14 protein-coding genes and 1 pseudogene are annotated in these 18,010 nt (G+C 72.8%); 4 read left to right on the top strand and 11 right to left on the bottom strand.

Annotated features, from left to right (window positions below):
• Positions 1–102, top strand: a pseudogene (locus ACIO5D_RS35315) (ABC transporter ATP-binding protein); the annotation flags it as partial.
• Between the two features lie 83 nt (positions 103–185).
• On the top strand, positions 186–2,744 hold the full coding sequence (locus ACIO5D_RS35310) for an ABC transporter permease (protein WP_400800201.1): 2,559 nt from the start codon (positions 186–188) through the stop codon (positions 2,742–2,744).
• A gap of 94 nt (positions 2,745–2,838) precedes the next feature.
• On the opposite strand, the gene ACIO5D_RS35305 is transcribed toward ACIO5D_RS35310, so the two are convergent.
• Positions 2,839–3,486: an HNH endonuclease family protein gene (locus ACIO5D_RS35305; protein WP_400800198.1), complete on the bottom strand. Its 648-nt coding sequence runs from the start codon at positions 3,484–3,486 to the stop codon at positions 2,839–2,841.
• A 374-nt stretch (positions 3,487–3,860) separates the two neighbouring features.
• Here ACIO5D_RS35305 and ACIO5D_RS35300 point away from each other — a divergent pair, with 374 nt between their 5' ends.
• Positions 3,861–4,139, top strand: a complete 279-nt coding sequence (locus ACIO5D_RS35300) for a hypothetical protein (protein ID WP_363612106.1) — start codon at positions 3,861–3,863, stop codon at positions 4,137–4,139.
• A gap of 83 nt (positions 4,140–4,222) precedes the next feature.
• Here the strand turns inward: ACIO5D_RS35300 and efeU are convergent, their stop codons facing one another.
• The 5 genes from efeU to ACIO5D_RS35275 form a co-directional block, all read right to left on the bottom strand.
• Complete coding sequence (gene efeU, locus ACIO5D_RS35295; RefSeq protein WP_363612104.1) at positions 4,223–5,074, bottom strand: iron uptake transporter permease EfeU; 852 nt, start codon at positions 5,072–5,074, stop codon at positions 4,223–4,225.
• A 48-nt stretch (positions 5,075–5,122) separates the two neighbouring features.
• Complete coding sequence (gene efeB, locus ACIO5D_RS35290) at positions 5,123–6,448, bottom strand: iron uptake transporter deferrochelatase/peroxidase subunit (RefSeq protein WP_400800195.1); 1,326 nt, start codon at positions 6,446–6,448, stop codon at positions 5,123–5,125.
• Positions 6,449–6,582: 134 nt separating this feature from the next.
• A complete protein-coding gene (efeO, locus tag ACIO5D_RS35285; RefSeq protein ID WP_400800191.1) occupies positions 6,583–7,728 on the bottom strand; it encodes an iron uptake system protein EfeO in 1,146 nt (381 codons plus the stop codon).
• Positions 7,729–7,991: 263 nt separating this feature from the next.
• Entirely contained in the window at positions 7,992–8,816 is an 825-nt protein-coding gene (locus ACIO5D_RS35280; protein WP_363612098.1) for an ATP-binding cassette domain-containing protein, read from the bottom strand.
• 248 nt (positions 8,817–9,064) lie between these two features.
• Positions 9,065–9,466: a GNAT family N-acetyltransferase gene (locus ACIO5D_RS35275; protein ID WP_400800188.1), complete on the bottom strand. Its 402-nt coding sequence runs from the start codon at positions 9,464–9,466 to the stop codon at positions 9,065–9,067.
• 156 nt (positions 9,467–9,622) lie between these two features.
• Between ACIO5D_RS35275 and ACIO5D_RS35270 the strand changes: the two genes are divergently transcribed.
• Positions 9,623–11,215: a M4 family metallopeptidase gene (locus ACIO5D_RS35270; RefSeq protein ID WP_400759678.1), complete on the top strand. Its 1,593-nt coding sequence runs from the start codon at positions 9,623–9,625 to the stop codon at positions 11,213–11,215.
• Between the two features lie 66 nt (positions 11,216–11,281).
• Here ACIO5D_RS35270 and ACIO5D_RS35265 read toward each other — a convergent pair whose 3' ends face one another.
• The 5 genes from ACIO5D_RS35265 to ACIO5D_RS35245 all read right to left on the bottom strand — a co-directional run bounded on the left by ACIO5D_RS35265 (position 11,282) and on the right by ACIO5D_RS35245 (position 17,952).
• Complete coding sequence (locus tag ACIO5D_RS35265) at positions 11,282–12,373, bottom strand: hypothetical protein (RefSeq protein ID WP_400800185.1); 1,092 nt, start codon at positions 12,371–12,373, stop codon at positions 11,282–11,284.
• Between the two features lie 50 nt (positions 12,374–12,423).
• Positions 12,424–13,383 carry a D-2-hydroxyacid dehydrogenase family protein gene (locus ACIO5D_RS35260; protein WP_400800182.1) on the bottom strand — a complete coding sequence of 320 codons (960 nt, stop codon included), beginning with the start codon at positions 13,381–13,383 and terminating at the stop codon, positions 12,424–12,426.
• Positions 13,384–13,450: 67 nt separating this feature from the next.
• A complete protein-coding gene (locus ACIO5D_RS35255; protein WP_400800179.1) occupies positions 13,451–14,128 on the bottom strand; it encodes a DUF6308 family protein in 678 nt (225 codons plus the stop codon).
• 201 nt (positions 14,129–14,329) lie between these two features.
• Positions 14,330–15,565, bottom strand: a complete 1,236-nt coding sequence (locus ACIO5D_RS35250) for an MFS transporter (RefSeq protein WP_363612086.1) — start codon at positions 15,563–15,565, stop codon at positions 14,330–14,332.
• A 392-nt stretch (positions 15,566–15,957) separates the two neighbouring features.
• Positions 15,958–17,952 (bottom strand): glycerophosphodiester phosphodiesterase, encoded by a 1,995-nt coding sequence (locus ACIO5D_RS35245; RefSeq protein ID WP_400800177.1) that lies wholly within the window; start codon positions 17,950–17,952, stop codon positions 15,958–15,960.
• Between the last annotated feature and the right edge of the window lie 58 nt (positions 17,953–18,010).

The raw sequence follows: 18,010 nt of genomic DNA, 5'->3' as shown, positions 1-18,010 counted from the left end.
TTCCTCGCCGACGGCCGCATCGTCGACGAACTCGTCCACCCCACCGCCGACACCGTCCTGGACCGCATGCGCCGCTTCGACGCCAAGGGCCGCACCAGCTAGAGCCGGCCGGCCCCCGCACCCACCCGTCCGGGCTCCGACCCCGTTCCGGCCGCCCCCAGACACCTCAGGACTGACACTCCCTCATGTACCGCACCGCACTGCGCAATGTGCTGGCCCACAAAGCCCGGCTGCTGATGACGACCCTCGCCGTCATGCTGGGCACCGCCTTCGTGGCCGGCACCCTCGTCTTCACCGGCACCCTCGGCAACGCGCTCAGGTCCCAGAGCGCCAAGAGCTACACCGACATAGCCGTCACGGTCAGCGACCGCGACGCCGTCGTCCGGGGCTACGACCGCGGCGCCAAGGCGACCGGCGGGCCCACCCTGACCGAGGAGACGCGCAAGGCGATCGCGGCACTGCCCGGCGCCGCCGAGGCGCGCGGCGTGGTCAGCGGCTTCGCCGGCATCGCCGACCGGAACGGCGCCCTGATCGGCAACGGCTTCACCACCACCGGCACCAACTTCGTGCCCGGCGCCGACGGCACCGACCCGCGCTACCCGCTGGTGGACGGGCGCGGCCCGCGCACCTCCGGCGAGGTGGCCCTGGACACCAAGACCGCCGAGAAGGGCGGCTTCAACGTCGGCGACACCGTCCGGGTGGCCGTCAACGGCCCGGTGATGGAGCTGAAGCTCACCGGCACGCTGCACGCCAACGACCCGCGGGTGCTCTCCGGCGGCTCGCTCGCCGCCTTCGACACCGCGACCGCCCAGCAGCTCTACCTGGCCCCCGGCCGGTTCGCCGAGATCGACGTCAAGGGCAAGCCCGGCGCGGACGACAGCGCGCTGCTCGCCGCCGTGCGGCAGACCGTCCCGCAGGGCAATGACTCGATCGAGGCGAAGACCGGCCGTGAACTGGCCGACGAGCAGGACCGGATGATCGCCGAGGGCACCAAGGGCCTGGGCAGGGCGCTGCTGGTGTTCGCCGCCATCTCGCTGTTCGTCGGCATCTTCATCATCGCCAACACCTTCACCATGCTGGTCGCCCAGCGCACCAAGGAACTCGCGCTGCTGCGCGCCGTCGGTGCCAGCCGCAAGCAGGTCACCCGGTCCGTGCTGATCGAGGCGCTGCTGGTGGGCCTGGTCTCCTCGCTGGCCGGCCTGCTCGCCGGCATCGGCATCGCCGCGGGCCTGCAGTCGCTGCTGAACGGCCCGCTGGACGCGGGTCTGCCGGACGGTCCGCTGGTGATCGGCCCGTCCACCGTGATCGCCTCGGTCGGCGTCGGGGTCGTGGTGACGGTGCTGGCCGCCTGGCTGCCGGCCCGCCGGGCCTCCCGGATCGCCCCGGTGGCCGCGATGAGCTCGGTCGAGCAGCCCGCCTCGCAGAAGAGCCTGCGGGTGCGCAACGCGATCGGCCTCCTCTTCGCCGCGGTCGGCGTCGGCGGTCTGCTGGCCGGCTCCGCGGCCAAGGCGGTCGGTCTGGTCGGCCTCGGCGCGGGTGCGCTGATGGTCGGCGTCTTCGTGCTGACCCCGCTGCTGTCCCGGCCGCTGATCACGCTGCTCGCCCCGGCCCTGCGCAGGCTGTACGGCACCCCGGGCAAGCTGGCCCAGGAGAACGCCGTCCGCAACCCGCGCCGCACCGCCGCCACCGCCTCGGCGCTGACCATCGGCGTCACCCTGATCACCGCGCTGACCGTGGTCGGCGCCTCGGTGAGCAAGGCCGTGGACGAGGCCACCGCGATCGACATGAAGGCCGACTACACGGTCGCCATGCAGAACTTCTCGACGCTCTCCCCCGAGGTCGCCACCCAGATCGCCAAGGCGCCCGGCGTCACCGCCATGAGCGTGATGCGCAGCGTGTCGGTCGAGACCGACGACGGCACCGAGTGGCTGACCGGCGTCGACGCCACGACGATCGACCAGCTGGCCGCCGTCAAGGTCACGGACGGTTCGGCGGACGCCCTGAAGCAGGGCAAGCTGCTGATCAGCTCGGGCTCCGCGGAGCACAACGGCCTCAAGGTGGGCGACACCCTGGCCGTCACCTACCCCGACGGTGTGAAGGGCTCGCTGACGGTCGGCGGCGTGCTGGAGGCCAACACCGTGCTGGCCGGCATGATCGCCCCCGACGCCGTGGTCGGCCCGCACGCCTCGGCCGGCTCCGGTCTGACCAAGGTCCTCGTCAAGGGCGCCAACGGTGCCGACGCCGCGCTGAAGCAGGCGCTGCGGGACGCGACCGGCGGCAATCCGCTGATCGCGGTCAAGGGTGAGAAGGACATCAAGGCGGAGACCAGTCAGATGGTCACCGCCGTGCTGAACATGATGTACGGGCTGCTGGGCATGTCCGTGGTGATCGCGGTGCTCGGCGTGGTGAACACCATGGCGATGTCGGTGTTCGAGCGCCGGCGGGAGATCGGCATGCTGCGGGCGATCGGTCTGGACCGCCGCGGCATCGGCCGGATGGTCCGGCTGGAGTCGCTGATGATCGCGCTGTTCGGCGGCGTGGTCGGTGTGCTGCTCGGCATCGTGGTCGCCTGGGCGGGCAACCGCACGCTGGCGGACAGCATCAAGAACATCACGACCGTGGTGCCGCCGGTGCAGATCGTGGGCTTCCTGATCGGCGCCGCCCTGATCGGCCTGCTGGCCGCCGTCTGGCCGGCCCGCCGGGCGTCCCGCCTGGACATCCTGGGCGCGATCAAGGGCGCGTAGCCGACCGCGCGAAGCGCCGGAGCCCCGGCCGCAGCGGACTCGATTCACCCGAGTCCTGGCGGCCGGGGCTCCGGCGTACGGAGGGAACGTTTCCTCAGCAGCCGTTGAGGATGCCGGTGAGGGCGCTCTTCTCGGCGCTGTCGACGGTCAGGCCGTAGAAGTACTTCACCTGCACCCAGGCACGGGCGTAGGTGCACCGGTAGGACGCCTGGGGCAGCCAGTGGGCCGGGTCCTGGTCGCCCTTGGAACGGTTGGAGCTCGCGGAGACGGCGAGCAGCTGGGGGCGGGTGAGGTCGTTGGCGAAGGCCTTGCGCTGGTCCGTCGTCCAGGCCCAGGCGCCGGAGCGCCAGGCCTCGGCGAGCGGCACCAGGTGGTCGATGTCGAAGGAGGAGGCGTTGGAGGTGGTGGCGTTGTCGTACACCGAGACCCAGCTGCCGCTGACGGCGGCACAGCTGGCGTTGGTCACCACGCCGGAGCCGTCGCGCTTGAGGACCGTCTCACGGGTGTCGCAGGTACCGGAGATGGTGATCCAGTGCGGGAACAGCGCACGGTCGTAGTTGTCGGCGTGCGACTCCGCGATGGCCGCCATGGAGGCCAGGTAGGTACGGGCGGTGGCGGCCGAGACGGGGCTCGGGAGGGCGGCCTGGGCGCTGCCGGCGCCGGCCAGCAGCGTGGCGGCGAGCAGCAGCAGGGCGCCGACGGCGGCCACCAGGGCACGGTGGAGCGGACGTATCGCAGGCATGCGGGGACTCCAGAATCGGTGAGGGCAGGCGGAAGCCCCCGGGCGGAGCGGCCCGGGCTGGCAACCAGCATGACGCTCGCCGGTTTACGCGGGTAGACCCTGGAGGTGAACTTTTGACCGGCCCTCAGCTCCGGTCCGGTCCCACGGCGCCGCGAACACCACGCCCCGGCTGGGCGGTTGGCGCGAGCCGGTGGTGAACCCCGCTTCGGAAAGCGGCAGTTGGGCGACCGCCGGGGTGGCCGGCACGGCCTCGGCCGGGTCACGCCTCCGGGGCGGCGATCCGCCGTGAACGCCCCCTCCCCCTGGGCCGGTTGTCGGTGGCACGTGCGACGATGTTCCGATACGGAGCAATGGGGAACGACAGGGGGTCCGGTATGGAGACGAGCAGGATCACGGGCGACGGCCCGGACGGGCACCAGCACACGATGCGGATCACCCACGGCGGGAACAACCAGCGGTACGTGGTCTGCGACAGCTGCGGCTACCGCAAGCGCGCCGGGACGTTCGCGCGGGCCAAGGCGGAGCAGCACCTGTCCGAGTCGCACGGCGCGGGCGACTTCCAGCAGGAGATCCGGGCCTGGCCGATCGTCCTCGGCGTCATCGGTTTCATCGTCTTCCTGGTGGTGATGGCGAGTTACCGCAACGGCCGGTAGCGGGCACCTGCCGCCGAACGCGAACCGCCCCGCCCGGCGGGTGGCCGGGCGGGGCGGGAGGCTGGTCCTGGGGTGCGGGCCGGTCAGGCGGCCGGCCTGGCGGAGCCGGCGCCCGGGGTGACGGGCTTGGCCGGCTTGCCGCCGAAGACGCCGAGGAAGATCGCCAGCGTCGGGACGAGGTAGAGCGCCCAGACCACGAGCTGGAGCACCGTCGGGTCCGGCTGGAAGTTGAACACGCCCTTCAGCAGGGTGCCGTACCAGCTGTCCTTGGGGATGGTGCTGCTGATGTCGAAGGCCACGTTGTGCAGGCCGCCGAGCCAGCCGGCCTCCTGCAGGTCGTGCACGCCGTACGCGAGCACGCCGGCCGCGACGACGACCAGCATGGCGCCGGTCCAGGTGAAGAACTTCGCCAGGTTGATCTTCAGCGCGCCGCGGTAGAAAAGCCAGCCGAGCACCACCGAGGTGAGCAGGCCCAGCGCCGCACCGATGATCGGGTTGTAGCCGTCGTTGGTGGCCTGCACCGCCGACCAGATGAACAGCGCCGTCTCCAGACCCTCGCGGCCGACCGCCAGGAAGGAGGTGACCACCAGCGCGACCGTACCCATGGCGAGGGCCGCGTCGAGCTTGCCGTGCAGCTCGGTCTTCAGATGGCGGGCGGTGCGGCGCATCCAGAACACCATCCAGGTGACCAGGCCGACGGCGATGATCGACAGCGAACCGCCGAGCGCCTCCTGGGCCTCGAAGGTCAGCTGGGTCGAGCCGTACTGCAGCACGGCGCCGAACACCATGCTGAGGACGACCGCGGCGGCGATGCCCGCCCAGACCGGCGGAAGCTTGTCCCGGCGGCCGGTCTTGACCAGATAGGCGATCAGAATGCAGACGACGAGACTGGCTTCGAGGCCCTCGCGCAGGCCGATCAGGTAGTTGCCGAACACGCTGGCTCCTGGGGGGTGAAGAGGTGGTACGTACGGGTCGGGCGGGGATCAGCCGAAGAGGGCCTGGCCCCACCACTCACCGGGCTTGCGGACGCCCGCCGGGCAGGCGAAGTGGGCGGAGCCGACGTGCTGGATGTACTCGTTGAGCTTGTCGCTGGCGGCGAGCCGCTGCTGGAGCGGGACGAACGCCTTGCGGCTGTCGCGCTGGTAGGCGAGGAAGAACAGGCCGGCGTCCAGGCGGCCGAGGCCGTCGGTGCCGTCGGTGAAGGAGAAACCGCGGCGCAGGATCATCAGGCCGTTGTTGGCGTCCGGGTGGGCCAGGGCCACGTGCGAGTCGGCCGGCATCGCCTTGAGGTCCGGCGCGTCGTGCTCCTTGGCCTTGCCGTACGGCGCGCCCTCGCCCTTGGTCCGGCCGAAGACGTCCTCCTGCTCCTTGAGGGAGGTGCGGTCCCAGGTCTCGATGTGCATCCGGATCCGCCGGGCGACCAGGTACGAGCCGCCGGTCATCCACTCCGGACCGTCCCCCGGACCGGCCCAGACGTGCTCGGCGAGCCGGGCGGTGTCGGTGCCCGCGATGTTGTGGGTGCCGTCCTTGAAGCCGAGCAGGTTGCGCGGGGTCTGGGCGTCCGGGGTGGTGGAGGAGGTCTTGCCGAAGCCGAGCTGCGACCAGCGGATGTTGACCGTGCCCATCCCGATCCGGGCCAGGTTGCGGATCGCGTGCACGGCGACCTGCGGGTCGTCGGCGCAGGCCTGGACGCAGAGGTCGCCGCCGCTGCGCTGCGGATCGAGCTTGTCGCCCTTGAAGTTCGGCAGGTCGATCAGGGCCTCGGGGCGCTTGGCCCGCAGGCCGAAGCGGTCCACACCGTCCTTCTCGAACAGGGTGGGACCGAAGCCTATGGTGAGGGTGAGCCGGGAGGCGGGCAGGCCGAGGGCCTCGCCGGTGTCGTCCGGCGGCGCCTCGGGCAGACCGCTGACGGCGCCGGTACCGACGTCACGGCCGCCGGTCATCGCGGCGGCGGCCTTGGTCCACTCCTTGAGCATCTTCACCAGCGAGTCGCGGGTGGCCGTGGCGGAGACGTCGAAGGCGGCGAAGTGCAGCCGGTCCTGGACCGGTGTGGAGATGCCCGACTGGTGCTCGCCGTAGAACGGGATGTCCCCGCCCGCGGCGGCCTGCGCCGGGGCGTCGTCGTCCTGGCGGGTCGCGGCGGCGACCGAGCCCACCCCGGCCGCGCCGAGGGCGACCCCGGCGCCGGCCCAGCCGATGACGGCACGGCGGCTGATCGGGCTGCGGGCGGCGTCGCGCTGCGCACTGGTGGTGGCGGTGGCGTCGGTACCGGCCGGCGTCCCGTTCTGCTGCTCGTTCTCGACGTCCATCGGCGGGCGGGCCCTTCTCTGTGCTGACTCACGGATGCCGTGGCGGCCGCTGGGGCCGCCACGGCGGTGTGACGAGGTGGTACTTGTGACGAGGTGGTACCGGCGGCTCTGGCGAGCCGGCTGACGGGTGCGCGTTACTTGACGACCACGGCGGCGGCCAGCTTCGACAGCGGCTCGCCCAGCGAGTTCACCGCGTCGGAGAAGGTCTTGCGCTCGGCCTCGGTGACCTTGTCGTAGGAGGTGTAGGTGCCGTCGGCCTGCTTGTACCTGGCGAGCAGCGCCTGGATCGATTCGAACTCGGCGTCCAGGGTCTTCGCCAGCTCGGCGTCCTTCTCCGCGGCGACCGGCTTCAGCAGTTCGTAGGCCTTCTCCGCGCCCTCGACGTTGGCGGCGAAGTCGGCCAGGTCGGTGTGGCTGTAGCGGTCCTCCTCGCCGGTGATCTTGTTGGTGGCGACCTCGTCCAGCAGCTCCTTGGCACCGTTGGCCATGCTGGTCGCGGTGATCTCGGCCTCGGGGATCTTCTTCTGCCAGTCCTTCAGGTCGTTGACCAGCTGGTCGGCGAGCGTCTTCTCCTCGTCGCCGATCTTCGCATCGGCCCAGAGCGACTTCTCCAGCCTGTGCCAGCCGGTCCACTGCTGGCCGGGCTCCAGCTTGTCCTCGCGGGTGTCGGTCTTCGGGTCGACGTCCCCGAAGCTCTCGGCGACCGGCTCGGTGCGCTCCCAGCCGGTGCGCGACGGCGCGTACAGCGACTTGGCCTTCTCCAGGTCGCCGGCCTTGATCGCGGCGGCGAAGGCCTCGACGGCCGGGATGGTGGCGTCGGCCTGCTCCTGGGCGTACGTGCGGTAGGCGGCGACGGCGGAGACCAGGCGCGGGTCGGCCGAGGCGGCGGCGGTGGCGCCGTCCCCGGTGACGGTGATCTTCTGGCGGATGCCGTCGCCGACCATGCCCGGCTTGCAGGCGACCTCGTACGAACCGGCCTTGATCTCGGCGTTGATCGTCGCCTTGGTGCCGGGGCCGATGTTCTCGCGCTCCGTGATGATCTTGTCGCCGTCGCCGTAGACGTAGACCTCGGTGGTCTTCGAGCCCTTGTTGGTGATGTCGATCACGACGTGGCCGGCCGGGAAGGTCGTCTTGGAGACCTCGCAGGCGGAGTCGGTGGCGTTCACCTTGACGGCGTCGGAGGATGCCTTGTCGTCCTTCTTCTGCGAGCAGCCGGCCAGAGCGGCGGTTGCCACAGCGAGGGTGAGCAGCGTGGCTGCGGTGGAACGACGGGCGGACATGAAGGCTCCAACGGGAAGGGCAGGCGGTACCGGGGCAGGGCTGAGCGTGGGTAATGGCACCGGAGCCACCGGTGCCCCCACCCACTTAGCTAAGGCATACCTTAGGGATATCTTTTTTGGCCGTCTACACCGGCCCCCACCTGCGACGCACCACGGTCCGCCGCAGGCCCCGCCTCCCCTTGCGCCGAGCGGGTCGTCAGCCTACCGACCACCACCGGCCCGGAACCCCCGGAGGACCAGAACCGGTCACCGGGCGACGAGCCTCACCGGAGCGGGGTGCGCCGGGTGGCCGCGCGGGCGGTCCAGCGGCCCTCGTGCCGGCTGATCCGGATCGGGTGGCCGAAGCAGGCGCTGATCAGCTCGGTGGTCATCACCTCGTCGACCGGACCGGCGGCGACGCACTCGCCGCCGCGCAGCAGCAGCGCGTGCGTGGTGCTCTCCGGCAGCTCCTCCAGGTGGTGCGTGACCAGCACGCTGGCCAGCTCGGGGTGCTGGTGGCGCAACAGGTCGAGGCTGTCGAGCAGTTGCTCGCGGGCGGTCAGGTCCAGCCCGGTGGCGGGCTCGTCGAGCAGCAGCAGGCGGGGGCTGGGCATCAGGGCGCGGGCGATCAGGGCCCGGCCGCGCTCGCCCTGGGAGAGGGTGGTCCAGGGGGACTCGGCGATCGCGGTCATACCGAGGGTCTCGATCAGCTGCTCGACCCGGTCCAGGGCCTCGGGTCCGGGCTTGCGGTGCAGGTCCGGCTCGATGCTGTTGGTGAGGCCGGTGAGCACCACCTCGCGCACGGTCAGCGGCGAGCGCAGCGGGTGGCGCGGGTTGACGTGCCCGAGGTGGGCACGCAGGTCGCGGATGTCCACCCGGCCGAGCCGGCGGCCGAGCACGTCCACCTCGCCCCGGGTCGGGTGCGAGACCGCGCCGAGCAGACCGAGCAGGGTGGACTTGCCGGCGCCGTTGGCCCCGAGCAGGGCCCAGTGCTCGCCCGGCTGGATGGCGAGGGTGATCCCGCGCAGCAGGTGGCGTCCGTCGCGGACGACGTCCACGTCCTTGGTACGCAGCAGTGGACCGTCGGGCAGGGGGGTGGACGTGCTCATGGGTGACGGGCCTCCGGTGGCTGGCTCCTGGCAGGGTGCGGGCGCGGCGCCGCACCGGGCGGGCAGGCGCCGACCGTCCACCTGCACGGTACAACCGTCGGCGCGGCGACGGCCGGGGGCGTCCGAGGTGTGGACGGGGCGCCCGGGTGCAGAACCCGGGCGGCGCTTGCCGGTTGGCGACTGGATCGGGCCAGGACCCGCGCCGACTCCCCCCGGCGCGGGGTGCCCGACGGCGGACCGGGGGCGGCTCAGAGCCGGATGAGCCCGGCCTCCGTCGGGCGGAATCCGCAGGCGTCCAGGTAGAACGGGCGCAGGTGCTCCTCGAAGTCCACGTGGAGCCAGTCGCAGCCGGCCGCCCGGGCCCCCTCGGCGGCGGCGGCCACCAGCCGCGCGCCGACGCCCGAGCGCCGCACCGCCGCCGCGACCGCGGTGTCCAGGACGAACGCGTGCCGGCCGCCGTCCCAGGCCACGTTGACGAAGCCCGCCAGCGCGCGGTCGCCGGCCCGCCGGGCGCAGACCCAGCCGAGGCTGTGCCGCTCCAGCCGGGCCCGCCACCCGGACGGGACGACGGGGTGGCCGAAGGCCTCGGCATGCAGCGCGCCGACCTCGTCGTCATCGAAGGCGCCGCGCCACAGGTATGTGATCGTCACCGCGCGATCGTAGAACAGGGCCTCACCTTCGATCAGATTTGATCAGTACAGGACACGAATTGGTCAAGATCCGACCCTACCCCTAGCTCAATCTGACTGCCCACCGTCAATCTCAGTCGCAGCTCCTTCCCTGCAGCTACCCCGACTGGAGTCAGAGTGAGCCCCACCTCCTCTCGCCGCCGCTACCTCGCGGCCGCGGCCGTAGCGGCCACCGCCGCCCTCGTCGCCACCACCGTCCAGGCCGGCTCGGCCGCCGCCGCCCCCACCGACCGGGCCGCGGCGATCGACCGGGCCCGGGCCAACGTCGCCCACAACGCCGGGGTGTTCGGCTTCGGCGACGGCCAGGCCCTCGTGGTCAAGGACGTCGTCCTCGACGCCGACGGCACCCAGCACGTCCGCTTCGACCGCACCTTCCAGGGACTGCCCGTCGTCGGCGGCGACCTGGTGGTGCACCAGGACGCGCGCGGCCGGCTCAAGGACTCCTCCCACGCCGCCGCCCACGATGCCGCCGTGACGTCCACCGTCCCCAGCGTCCCCGCGCAGGCCACCGCCGGCCGCGCGCTCCAGGCCGCCCCCGGCGTCGTCAACGCGACCAGCACCCCTGAGCTGGTCGTCTGGGCCGCCGACGGCACGCCCCGGCTGGCCTGGCGCACCACCGTCAAGGGCGCCGGCGAGCACGGCGAGCCCACCGGGCGGGTCGTCGTCACCGACGCCACCACCGGCGAGCAGATCGAGGCCTACGACTCCGAGCACCGGGCCAGTGGCACCGGCCACTCCGAGTACACCGGCGACATCACCATCGACACCACCCAGAAGTCCGGCGGCTACACCCTGACCGACCCGGTGCGCGGGCACATCACCAAGGACGCCAAGAACGTCTCGGCCAACCTGCTCACCGCGAGCTCCGGAACGGCGTTCACCAGCACCACCAACGTCTGGGGCGACGGCAGGAAGTTCTCCACCAACCGCGCCACCGCCGCCGTCGACGCCCACGCCAACACCGCCTGGACGTACGACTACTACAAGAACACCTTCGGCCGGAACGGCATCAAGAACGACGGCAAGGGCGCCACCGTCTTCGTGCACGTCGGCACCAACTGGGACAACGCCCAGTGGTCCGACGACTGCTTCTGCATGATGACCGGCGACGGCGACGGCACCACCGACCCCGAGCAGGTCGACCTCGACACCATGGGCCACGAGATGACCCACGGCGTCACCAGCGCCACCGCCAACCTCCGCTACAGCGGCGAGTCCGGCGGCCTCAACGAGGCCACCAGCGACATCCTCGGCACCATGGTCGAGTGGTACGCCAACAACCCGATCGACACCCCGGACTACCTCTTCAGCGACCAGTCCACCCCGCCGTGGCTGCGCCGCTTCGACAAGCCCTCGCTCGACGGCCGGTCCGCCGACTGCTGGACCAGCAAGGTCGGGCAGCTCGACGTCCACAACTCCTCCGGCGTCGGCAACCACTGGTTCTACCTCGCCAGCGAGGGCAGCGGCACCAGGACCATCAACGGCTACACCTACAACAGCCCCACCTGCAACGGCTCCACGGTGGCCGGCATCGGCAACCAGAAGGTCGCCAGGATCTGGTACCGCGCCCTGACCGTCTACATGACGTCCACCACCAACTACAAGGGCGCCCGCACCGCGACCCTCAGCGCGGCCAAGGACCTCTACGGCCTCAACAGCACCGAGTACAAGGCGGTCGCCGCCGCCTGGAGCGCCGTCTCGGTCGGCTGAGCCGTCCCGTGAGTCCTGCGAGCGGCCCGTCGCCCCGGCGGCGGGCCGCTCACGTCACGGCCGCTGTCAGGACGTGAACCCGATGTGCACATGGTCGTGGTGGGTGTCGTCGGTGAAGAACTGGTTGCCGGTACCGCCCGACAGCGCGATCGGACCGCCCACGTTGTAGGAGCCGGCCGCCGCGGCGTCCCGCATGAAGGACTCGATCAGCTGACGCGGGGTCGCCGGATCGACCACCGCCCGGCCGTCGATCCGCCAGACGTCGAAGGCCCGCCCGCGCGGGTGGTCACTGGGCCGGGTGGTGCCGAACACGTCCAGCGGGTGGCCGGACCGCACCACGCTGACGTACAGCTGGTAGCCGCCCGCCAGCTGGAGCATCGCCCGCGGCACGCTGTCGTGCACGGTGCCGCTGCGCAGGTCGGCGGCGGCCTCGGGCGGCAGCTGGATCCTCGGCTGGGCCAGCACCTGGCCGACGGCGGGCGAGGGCGCGGCGGCGGGGGCCCCCGGATCGCCCGGGAGCAGGTCGGTGACGGTCCAGCGGGGCTGTGCGCGGCTCAGCCGGACGTCGACGCTGGTCCCGCCCTCCACGACGGAGCCGTCCGGCCCTCGGGTCCACTGCCGGCAGACCACCAGCACGCTCGCAGAACCGGCGAGGATGCCGCCGTACTGGGCGACGATCACCTCCAGCGCGGCCTCGTCGGCCGCCGGGGCGAGCGGGCCGGCCTGGTCCACCAGGCCAGGGGGCAGCCCCAGCTCCGCCACCCGTGCCTTCGCCGCGTCCGCCCCCTGGCCGCCGGCCGGCCAGGAGCCGATGGCGGTGACCAGTTCGACGGCCCGGCGCTTGACGTCCGGCTGTACGTCGGACGGGCCGGGCTGCCAGGGCTGCGGCCGGGGCAGTGCGGTGGGGGTACCGGTCGGGGCCGAGGGCGCGGCCGTCGCCTCCGGGGTGGTGCCGGCCGGACCGGTCTGCCCTGGCTGTCCTGGTTGCCCTGACTGCGCCGGTTGCCCGGCCGAACTCGCCGTTGCTGTCTCCCGCCTGACGCCACTACTCGAACAGCCGGCCGAGCCGAGCAGCACGGCGGAGGCGCCCACCAGCAGCAGTCCCCGGCGGCCCGGCAGTCCGCCGCCCGCCCCGCGCACCCCGTCTCGGCTCGTCACGCGGCCAGTATGCGGGGGCCGTTGCCCCGGACGGCGCACCTTCCGGCGTGTCAGCCCAGTCGGCGGATCGGCGCGCCGGCCAGGAACGCCGCGATGGACTCGACCGCCTGACCGTAGTACGTCCGGTAGTTGTCCCGCGAGACATAGCCGAGGTGCGGGGTCGCCAGCAGGCGCGGTGCGGTGCGCAGCGGGTGGTCGGCGGGGAGCGGCTCGATGTCGAAGACGTCCACGGCCGCGCCCGCGATCCGGCCCTCGGTGAGGGCGGCGAGCAGGGCGTCCTGGTCGACGATGGCCGCGCGGGAGGTGTTGACCAGGTAGGCCTCGGGCTTCATCAGGGCGAGTTCGGCCGCGCCGACCAGGCCCCGGGTGCGCTCGCCCAGGGCGAGGTGCACGGAGACGAAGTCGCTGCCGCCGAGCAACTCCTCCTTGGACGCGGCCTTGAGCACACCGACCTCGGCGGCCCGTTCGCCGGTGAGGTTCTGGCTCCAGGCGACCACCTCCATGCCGAAGGCGAGGCCGACCCGGGCGACCAGGCTGCCGATCTTCCCGAGGCCGAGCAGCCCCAGCTGCCGCCCGGCCAGGTCGGCGCCGACGGTGCTCTGCCAGGGGCCGCCGGCGCGCAGCGCCGTGCTCTCCGGCACGATGCCCCGGGCGAGGCCGAGCAGCAGCGCCCAGGTCAGCTCCACCGGCGGGGTCGCGGAGCTGGCGGTGCCGCAGACCGTCACCCCGTGCTCGCGGGCGGCCGCGTGGTCGATCACCGAGTTCCGCATGCCCGAGGCGACGAGCAGCCTGAGCCGGGGCAGCCTGGCGAACAGCGAGGCGGGGAACGCCACCCGCTCGCGCAGGGTGACGACGATGTCGAAGTCGGCGACGGCCTCGGCCAGTTCGTCCTCCGAGCCGAAGTGCTCACGGAAGGCGGTCACCGCCACCCGGTCGGCAACCGGTGACCAGTCGACGATGCTCGTGGCGACACCCTGGAAGTCGTCGAGAACGGCGCAGCGAAGTTTCATGCCCGCACTCTCGCAGACGGCCCCGGCCGCCGACCCGGCCGGGGCGCACACGGAGACGGTGGCCCCGCTACTCCGGCTTGCCGAGGTGCCAGGCGACCACGTCGAGGACGCGCAGCGGTGACACGTCGGCCGGGGCGGCCGCCGCGAGCACCGCCCACTGCCCGGCCTGGCGGTCGAGGTCGTGGGCCATGGCCTCGGCCAGCCGGCAGAAGAACTCGGCCCAGCCGCGCCCGGTTTCGGGCTTGATCGGGAACTCCTCGGCGGCGCCGCAGTAGCAGGCGTAGACCTGGGTGTCGTAGAGCGGGAGGAACAGCGGGCGCTTGCGGTGCAGGATCTTCATCAGGATCGTCCCCTGGACTCCGCGCACCCCTGCGGCCCGGTCCAGCACGCCGACCAGTGGTTCGATCAGCTCGCGGTGGGCGCCCCGGGCCACCGCCTCCTGGAGGGTGAGGTCCCGGGGGATGCGGGCCAGGGCCGCCTCCAGCTCCGGGCGGACGGCCCGCAGGTTGAAGACGGCCGCGATGCTCGGCGCCACATTGAGGAGCAGCGGGGCGAGCAGGTCACCGTCGTTGAGTTCGTCCGGCCCGCTGCCGGTGTCCATCCGGTCGTACACGGGGTAGGCGAAGGGCTTGCCGCCCTTGGCGGCGGCGGTGGTGTTCGCCTGCTCGTCAAAGTAGGCGCGGACCCACTTGGCGGCCTCGGCCACGGATATCCGGTGGCCGCCCACGCTGATGCTCTGGTTCATGACGGCGAATCGTAGGGCGTGTCCGACAATTCCCGCCAGGCGCGCGGCGCGGGGAATCGTTCCAGTCGATTCCGCTGCCCGGCACGGGTGTTCCATTCCATGTCCGAACAGCTCAGGGCCCGTTCTCCCCCGGCCGGCCGGCGCCGCCGGCGGTGCCCGGCACCGCCCGCCGGACTCGGCCCCGTGACTCAGCCGCCGGACTCAGCCGTCGGAGACCGCGCTGCCGGCCAGCGGCTCGCGCCCGTCCTCGGGGACGGCGCCGACCGCCTCCGCCGAGAGATCCCGGTCCCGCAGCCGCAGCGCGAGGACGCAGCCGACGGCCAGGACGGCGAGCATCCCGGTCAGCGTCACCGTCAGCCCCCGGGCGTCGGCCAGCATCCCGAACAGCGGAGAGAGCAGCCCGCCCACCGACATCGCCAGCCCCAGCGTCACCCCGCTCGCCGTACCGGGCCGGTTCGGCAGATAGTCCTGGGCCAGCGTCACCTGCGGCGCGAACGGCAGGAACATCGCCAGCCCGAACAGCAGCGCGCACACCAGCGCCACCCCCGCACCGGGTGCCAGGATCAGCGCGCCCAGCGCGGGCAGCGCCGCCAGGTACCCGATCCGCACCGGCACCAGCCGCCCCCACCGGTCACCCAGCCAGCCGCCCAGGAGGGTGCCGACCGCGCCCGCCGCGGTGAAGGCGGTGAGCGCCAGCGCCGCGACCGCGCCCGAGCCGCCCAGGTCGCGGCTGATGTAGAGGGAGAGGAAGGACGTCGTCGTCACATACGGCACCGACCAGCCGACGGTGGTGGCGGCGAGCCGCCCGAACGCCCGCCAGTCGTCCCGGTGCACCGCCTGCCGTCCCCCGGCCCCGCCGGCCCGCACCAGCGGCCGGGCGGGCTCGTACCCGCGCAGCCGCATCCACGGGCCGCTGAGCGCCCAGAGCGCCGCCATCACCGCGGCGGGCGTCGCGAGCAGCCACGCGCCCGACAGCCCGGTGGCCCCCACGACCAGCGTGACCAGCGGCGGCGCCAGCGACCCGCCCACCGTGCCGCCCACCGAGAACCAGCTCATCGCCTGCTGCGAACTGCCGCCCGCCGCACGGGCCGCGCTGGTCGCCGGCGGGTGGTACGCCGCCACCCCGATGCCGGAGAGCGCCACCGCGAGCCAGGTCAGCGGATAGCTGCCGCTCACCCCCGCGAGCGCGATCCCGGCCGCCGCGACCAGGAAGCCCGCCGGGATCAGCCACCCCCGGTACCGCCGGTCGGCGACCACGCCGAACACCGGCTGCACCACGCTCGACAGCCCGGTGGCCGCCAGGGTGATACCGGTGGTGGCGGCGTAGCTGTAGTGACGCTCGGAGGCGAGGTACGGCAGGAGTGCCGGGACGAAACCCTGGTAGAGGTCGTTCACGGCATGGGTCGAGGTCAGGAACCCCAGTTGGCCCTTCTTCACGGGCGTGCCCTTCTCTGGCTCTTGGGTCTGGTGTCTTGGGTCCGGGTCCGGGTCCGGGTCCGGGTCCGGGAATTGCCCCCGGGCCTTGGCTCTCCGGCCGGGGAGCGTGGTCATGAGCCGTGGATCGCAGGTCGTGGTCACGGGGCATGAGTCACCGGTCATGGGTCACCGGTCATGGGTCACCGGTCATGGCCGGATCCGCCGACGCCGCACCGGGGCACACCTGTCCGCTTGTCTGACATGTGTGACCCCAGGCCCGCGCTCAACGGCTCCACCGGCACCCTAAGGGCTACCTAACTCCTCAGACAACCTGATGGATCGCTCGCGCGCGACGGGCTCCCGTGCCGGGTGGCACGGGAGCCCGTCGCGCAGGGGGTCGGACGATCGGCGGATCAGCTCCGGCCGAGGGCCCGGGCGTCGGCCGCGATCAGCTGCGCCCGGTCGGCCGGAACGGTCCGGCCGGCCTGGTTCTCGGCCCAGTTCGCCAGCGGCTGGTACTGGCCCTGACCGAGCATCACGGTCAGCGTGGCCACCGCGTTGCGGTCCGCGCCCGAGGTGAGGATCAGCGAGGCCAGGCCGGTCGGCGTGGCGGCGACGGTGAACTCCGCGGTGGCCTGGGCGCTGCCGCCGGGGCCGGTGGCCTCGGCGCGCAGGGTGTGCTTGCCCAGGGCCAGGGTGGCGGTGTCCAGCGGGGCGCCCGCCGGGATCTCCTTGCCGTCCAGGGTCAGCCGGACCGTCTCCGCACCGGTCGCCTGCACGGCGGTGACCGGCTGCTGGGCACGGTCCAGAGTGGCACCGGCCACCGGCGAGGTGATCTCCACCTTCGGCGCGGCCGGCGGCGCCACGGCGCCGCCCTGCAGCCAGGCGGAGTTCCAACCGGACAGCTCGGCCGGGCGGTTGGTGATGACGCCGTCCACCCCGGCGGCCTCCAGCGCCTTCCAGCGGGCGGCCGCGTCGACCGTCCAGACGTTCACCGCGACCCCGGCGGCGTGCAGGTCCTTCACCACGCCGGCGCGCGCCGACAGACCGCCGTCCGACGGGTTGTAGGCGGCCAGCCCCAGCTCCCTGGAGATCGCCACCGGGTCGGCGTCCAGGTCACCGCGGAGCAGGCCGAGCGGCAGCTCCGGTGCCAGCTCGCGGGTGAAGCGCAGCGCGTCCACCTCGAAGCTCTGGACGAAGACACGGCCGGTCATGCCGTGGTCGCGCACCTCCTTGACGATCCGGGCCACCTCGTCGCGGCTGTGCTGGCCCTTGATCTCCAGCAGCAGGTTGCCGCCACGGGTGCGCAGGTCGTCGAGCTGGGCGGCCAGGGTCGGGACCCGGGTGCCCGTGTACGCCGGACCGAACCAGGAGCCCGCGTCCAGCGCGTCGATCTGCGCGGCCGTCAGATCGCGGATCCGGCCCTTGCCGTTGGTGGTGCGGTCGACGGTGTCGTCGTGCAGCACGTACGGCACGCCGTCCTTGCTGGGCTGGACGTCGTTCTCGATCCACTCCGCGCCGCCACGCCGGGCGATCTCGTCCGAGACCAGGGTGTTCTCCGGGGCGGCCGAGGAGGCGCCGCGGTGGGCGAACACCGTCAGCGGCGAGCCCGCCGGGCGTATCCAGGCGCCGGGCGCGAGCGCGGTGACCCTGATGTCGTCGAACGACACCTTCGCGCCGTTCACCACCAGCGCCTGGCCGCCGTCCGCGCTGCGGGCGACCTGGGTGGTGCGCAGCACCTCCTTGCCCTCGAAGATCCAGCGGGCGCTGGTGCCGTGCACCTCGACGGCGATCCGCACGTCGCGGCCGGTGCCCGCGGCGGACGGGGCGGAGCCGGTGTTGGTGACGTTCCAGGCGTTGCCGGTGGTCCGCTGCGCGAACTCCAGGCCGTTGGCGGCCGTGGTGCCGGTGCGCATGGTGGCGATCGACCAGGGGGTCGATCCGCTCGCCGGGACGTCCAGGCCGAGCGCCGTCCAGCGGGCGGTGTCCTGGACGCTCTCGAAGCGGGCGGTGGCCTCGAAGCGGAAGTCGTCCAGGTGGCGGCCGAAGGTGATCCGGCTCTGCTGGCCGGAGTTGGCGGAGCTGCCGACCAGTCGGCCGTTCTCCACCTTCCAGTCACCCTCGACGGCGTTCCAGCCGGCCGGGAGGCCGGAGCCGGAGAAGTCCTCGGAGACGACGACCTCGCCGGGGGCCTGCGCGGCCGCCGCGGTCGTCGCGGACACCGCGGCCGGCGCACTCAGCGCGACGGTGGTGAGGCCGAGGGCGGCGACCGCGGCCACGGCGGCGACCAGGGCGGAGGTCCGACGGGCCGTCCGGCCGGTGGCCCGGCGGACGGGCTGGTGCCCGAGGTGGACCGGGGGGAGCTCGGCGTGCGCGCCGACGGGGCTGGGGTGGTGACTCTGTGTCATGCCCGCACGCTAGGGATGGCGATCGAACCGGAAGCCACGGCTCCGAAAACCGTCCATG

This window comes from Kitasatospora sp. NPDC087315 (genome assembly GCF_044744345.1).
Classification (GTDB): Bacteria; Actinomycetota; Actinomycetes; order Streptomycetales; family Streptomycetaceae; genus Kitasatospora.
Note: the sequence above shows the minus strand (reverse complement) of the source record. Positions and strands in the feature narration are given on the sequence as shown.

Excerpts from the sequence above, each read along its gene's own strand:
- ACIO5D_RS35310 (WP_400800201.1), top strand. The coding sequence starts at position 186 with ATGTACCGCACCGCACTGCGCAATGTGCTGGCCCACAAAGCCCGGCTG.
- ACIO5D_RS35305 (WP_400800198.1), bottom strand. The coding sequence starts at position 3,486 with ATGCCTGCGATACGTCCGCTCCACCGTGCCCTGGTGGCCGCCGTCGGC.
- ACIO5D_RS35300 (WP_363612106.1), top strand. The coding sequence starts at position 3,861 with ATGGAGACGAGCAGGATCACGGGCGACGGCCCGGACGGGCACCAGCAC.
- efeB (WP_400800195.1), bottom strand. The coding sequence starts at position 6,448 with ATGGACGTCGAGAACGAGCAGCAGAACGGGACGCCGGCCGGTACCGAC.
- efeO (WP_400800191.1), bottom strand. The coding sequence starts at position 7,728 with ATGTCCGCCCGTCGTTCCACCGCAGCCACGCTGCTCACCCTCGCTGTG.
- ACIO5D_RS35280 (WP_363612098.1), bottom strand. The coding sequence starts at position 8,816 with ATGAGCACGTCCACCCCCCTGCCCGACGGTCCACTGCTGCGTACCAAG.
- ACIO5D_RS35260 (WP_400800182.1), bottom strand. The coding sequence starts at position 13,383 with ATGAAACTTCGCTGCGCCGTTCTCGACGACTTCCAGGGTGTCGCCACG.
- ACIO5D_RS35255 (WP_400800179.1), bottom strand. The coding sequence starts at position 14,128 with ATGAACCAGAGCATCAGCGTGGGCGGCCACCGGATATCCGTGGCCGAG.
- ACIO5D_RS35245 (WP_400800177.1), bottom strand. The coding sequence starts at position 17,952 with ATGACACAGAGTCACCACCCCAGCCCCGTCGGCGCGCACGCCGAGCTC.